General features: G+C 63.2%; 4 protein-coding genes. 1 reads left to right on the top strand and 3 read right to left on the bottom strand.

Annotation, left to right across the window (positions count from 1 at the left end; genetic code table 11):
- The 3 genes from ribF to rbfA all read right to left on the bottom strand — a co-directional run.
- On the bottom strand, positions 1-862 hold an 862-nt coding region (gene ribF, locus FJY68_14065), incomplete at its 3' end, for a riboflavin biosynthesis protein RibF (GenBank protein ID MBM3332947.1).
- Positions 852-1,733, bottom strand: coding sequence for a tRNA pseudouridine(55) synthase TruB (gene truB, locus FJY68_14060; GenBank protein MBM3332946.1), 882 nt, complete (start codon positions 1,731-1,733; stop codon positions 852-854). The genes ribF and truB, both read right to left, overlap by 11 nt.
- A 22-nt stretch (positions 1,734-1,755) precedes the next feature.
- Positions 1,756-2,115, bottom strand: coding sequence for a 30S ribosome-binding factor RbfA (rbfA, locus tag FJY68_14055; protein ID MBM3332945.1), 360 nt, complete (start codon positions 2,113-2,115; stop codon positions 1,756-1,758).
- A 90-nt stretch (positions 2,116-2,205) separates the two neighbouring features.
- Between rbfA and FJY68_14050 the strand changes: the two genes are divergently transcribed.
- The coding region (locus FJY68_14050; protein ID MBM3332944.1) for a hypothetical protein at positions 2,206-2,812 on the top strand (607 nt) is incomplete at its 3' end.

Below are 2,812 nucleotides of genomic sequence, written 5' to 3'. Positions count from 1 at the left end.
TCTCGAACCGGCGTTCCGGGCGGAGACGGTCGACCAGGCGGAACACGGCAGTGCGCGGGGGGGCGGCAAGCTGAACGTCGAGCAGGTGTGCTTCGATGGTGCGGGTCTCGCCGCCGAAAGTGGGTCGGTGCCCGATGTTCAGCAGGGCGTCGAACGTGCGGCCGGCCGCATCCACCCGACAAGTGTAGACTCCATCCGCCGGAACCAGAGTCTCCCGCTCGAACGGACGCAGATTGATGGTCGGGAACCCGAGTCGGCGTCCGGTTCCCGTACCCGGAACGACCGTGCCGCTCATGGCGTAGCACCGACCGAGCAGTTCGGCCGCCAGGCCGACGTGGCCGAGAAGCAGGTGCTCGCGGATCGTCGTGCTCCGAACCGGTACGCTGCGGAGCAGTATCTCTGGGACGACTTCGACCCTGATGCCGAGCGGCTCCAGGGTCCGGCTGAGCAGGCCGGCGTCACCGGTTCCGTGACTGCCGAAGCGATGGTCGTGGCCGACAACCACTGCCACCGGGTGCAGTGACTCGACAATGTGGCGCTGTATGAAGTCAGGTGCGGTGGTGCCGCGCAGGCCGGCATCGAACCGGAGTACGCAGATGTATTGTACGCCCAGTTCGGTTAGCAGAACCTTCTTCTCATTCAACGGGGTAAGCACGTAGGTGAAGTCGGTGTAGATGAGTTGAGCGGGAAGAGGGTCATAGGTAAGGACCGCGGTCACGCCACCCAAACCCGCGGCGATGCCGGAGGCGCGAAGGATGATCTGCTGGTGTCCGAGGTGGACGCCGTCGAACGAGCCAAGGGCAACTACCAACGGAGCAGCCGGGCCCGGAATCAGGGACGGCGAACCAGCGTCAGTCGGCATAGACTATTCGTTCGGTTCGCATCCCCCCACCTGCTAGAGCGACGACCGCGAGGAATCTGAGATCCTCGGTCTGGGCCAACGCAAAGCCGTCAACCCCGGACGGAGTCGGGCCGGCAAGCTCGCTTACTACTTTACCCTGGTGCAGTTGCCGCGCCTGGATGGGGGAGACTGCCAGGCGCGGCATCCAGGACAGCGCGACGTCAATCGGGGCGAGCCTTTCGATCAGCGAGGTCGCGTCGAGCGAGTCCGGCGTGGTCGCGTCCTCGATGCTGAACGGCCCCACTCTAGTACGGACCAGAGACGCCAGCGTCGCGACCGTGCCCAGCGACTTGCCCAGATCGCGCGCCAGGGCCCGGACGTACGTCCCTGCCGACACCACGCACCTGATTGTCGCGGCCGGAGGCTGCCAGTCGAGCAGCTCCAGCTTGGAGATCATGATCTTGCGTGGCTTCGGGCAGACTACCTGGCCTTTGCGGGCGAGCCGGTACAGCGGCTCGCCGTCCTGCTTCAGGGCGGAGAATGCGGGAGGCACCTGTTCGATCTCGCCGGTGAATAGCTCCAGACCGGCTCTTACGGAATCCGCTGTGAGGTAGCTCATCGGCCGCTCACTCAACGTTTCCCCGGTGATGTCGTCGGTGTCGGTCTGTTTCCCGAACAACACGCCGGCCACATACTCCTTGGGCAGGGTGAGTAAGAAACGGCTGACCTTGGTTGCCTCACCCAGGAGTACGAGGAGCACACCCGATGCAAGTGGATCCAGCGTCCCGGCGTGTCCAATGGGAACTGGCGACCGAAGGATGGACTTGATGTGTCGGATGACATCGTACGACGTTATACCCGACGGCTTGTTGGCGTTCAGCACCCCTCGCATCGGACCGATCAAACCTGTCCGGCTAGTCCAGTTCTCCGGGCTCGTTCCTGTGGAGGTCGGATATTATCTCGTTGATGTGCATCTCGTGGGCCAGCATGTCGTCGAGAGCGAACCGGAGTTCCGGCAGTACCCGGAAAACCACCATCTGGCCGAGCCGGCGCCGGATGTACCCGCGCGCGCCCTGGAGATGTTCGAACGACTGCTTCTGGGTAGTCTCGTCGCCCAGAATGGAGAAGTAGACCGTCGCGTTCTTGAGGTCGCGCGAGATGTGGCAGCGGGTCACGGTTACGAACCCGATCTTCGGGTCGGAGAGTTCGCTAAGTACGATCTTGGCGACGGAGTCTTTGATGGCGTCAGCGACTCGCTTATCCCGGTGTTGCATTCCTGTATTCTAGGGTATGTGTGGGTATTGTAAAGTGCTGCCCCGGGCAGTTGTTGACCATCCAGTCGAGGTCGGCTAGATTGACAGCGGATGCGTATGCTCGCGTTAGTCGCCGCAATCCTGTGCCTTGCCGGCTGTTGCTACCATGCGCCGATGGCGCCCACCAGACCGGTTCCCCCTCCGAAGCCCGGCCTGACAGGAGAGCCTTCTGTCCGGGTGAGGCTGACGACCAAAGGTGTCGCTTTCTTCAGTTCAAACAGGGGACTGACGCTGGCCGCTAGTACATCTCGGCAGTCGGTGGACCCCAATCAGTTGATACAGGCTGGTTTCGAAGGAGGGCTGGTGGTCGCGTCCGGCGGCCCCGCACCATTGCGGACTGCCGATACCCTGGCGGTTGCGGCCGGAGAAGGCGGTTTTGTTCGGGTCGGAGACCGGAGCTATCGTGGACGTCTGCTTGTCTTTCGGGCCGCAGACGGTGACCTCGCTGTCGTCAACGTTCTCGGGCTTGAAGATTACCTGCGCGGGGTGGTTCCCTGCGAGATCGGTCCGATCAACGTCCGTACGTTCGAGGCCGCCAAGGCACAGGCAGTGGCGGCCCGCAGCTTCACAATGACCCGTCTCGGCCGGCGCAAGGGACTCGGACACGATCTGTTCGATTCGTATCTGCGGGACCAGGAGTACCGGGGAATCGAACGCG

It is taken from the genome of candidate division WOR-3 bacterium, assembly GCA_016867815.1.
Taxonomy (GTDB): domain Bacteria; phylum Hydrothermota; class Tepidihabitantia; order Tepidihabitantales; family Tepidihabitantaceae; genus UBA2258.
The sequence above is the reverse complement of the archived record's forward strand: the minus strand, read 5'-3'. Positions and strand labels throughout refer to the sequence as shown.

Excerpts from the sequence above, each read along its gene's own strand:
- truB (MBM3332946.1), bottom strand. The coding sequence starts at position 1,733 with ATGCGAGGGGTGCTGAACGCCAACAAGCCGTCGGGTATAACGTCGTAC.
- rbfA (MBM3332945.1), bottom strand. The coding sequence starts at position 2,115 with ATGCAACACCGGGATAAGCGAGTCGCTGACGCCATCAAAGACTCCGTC.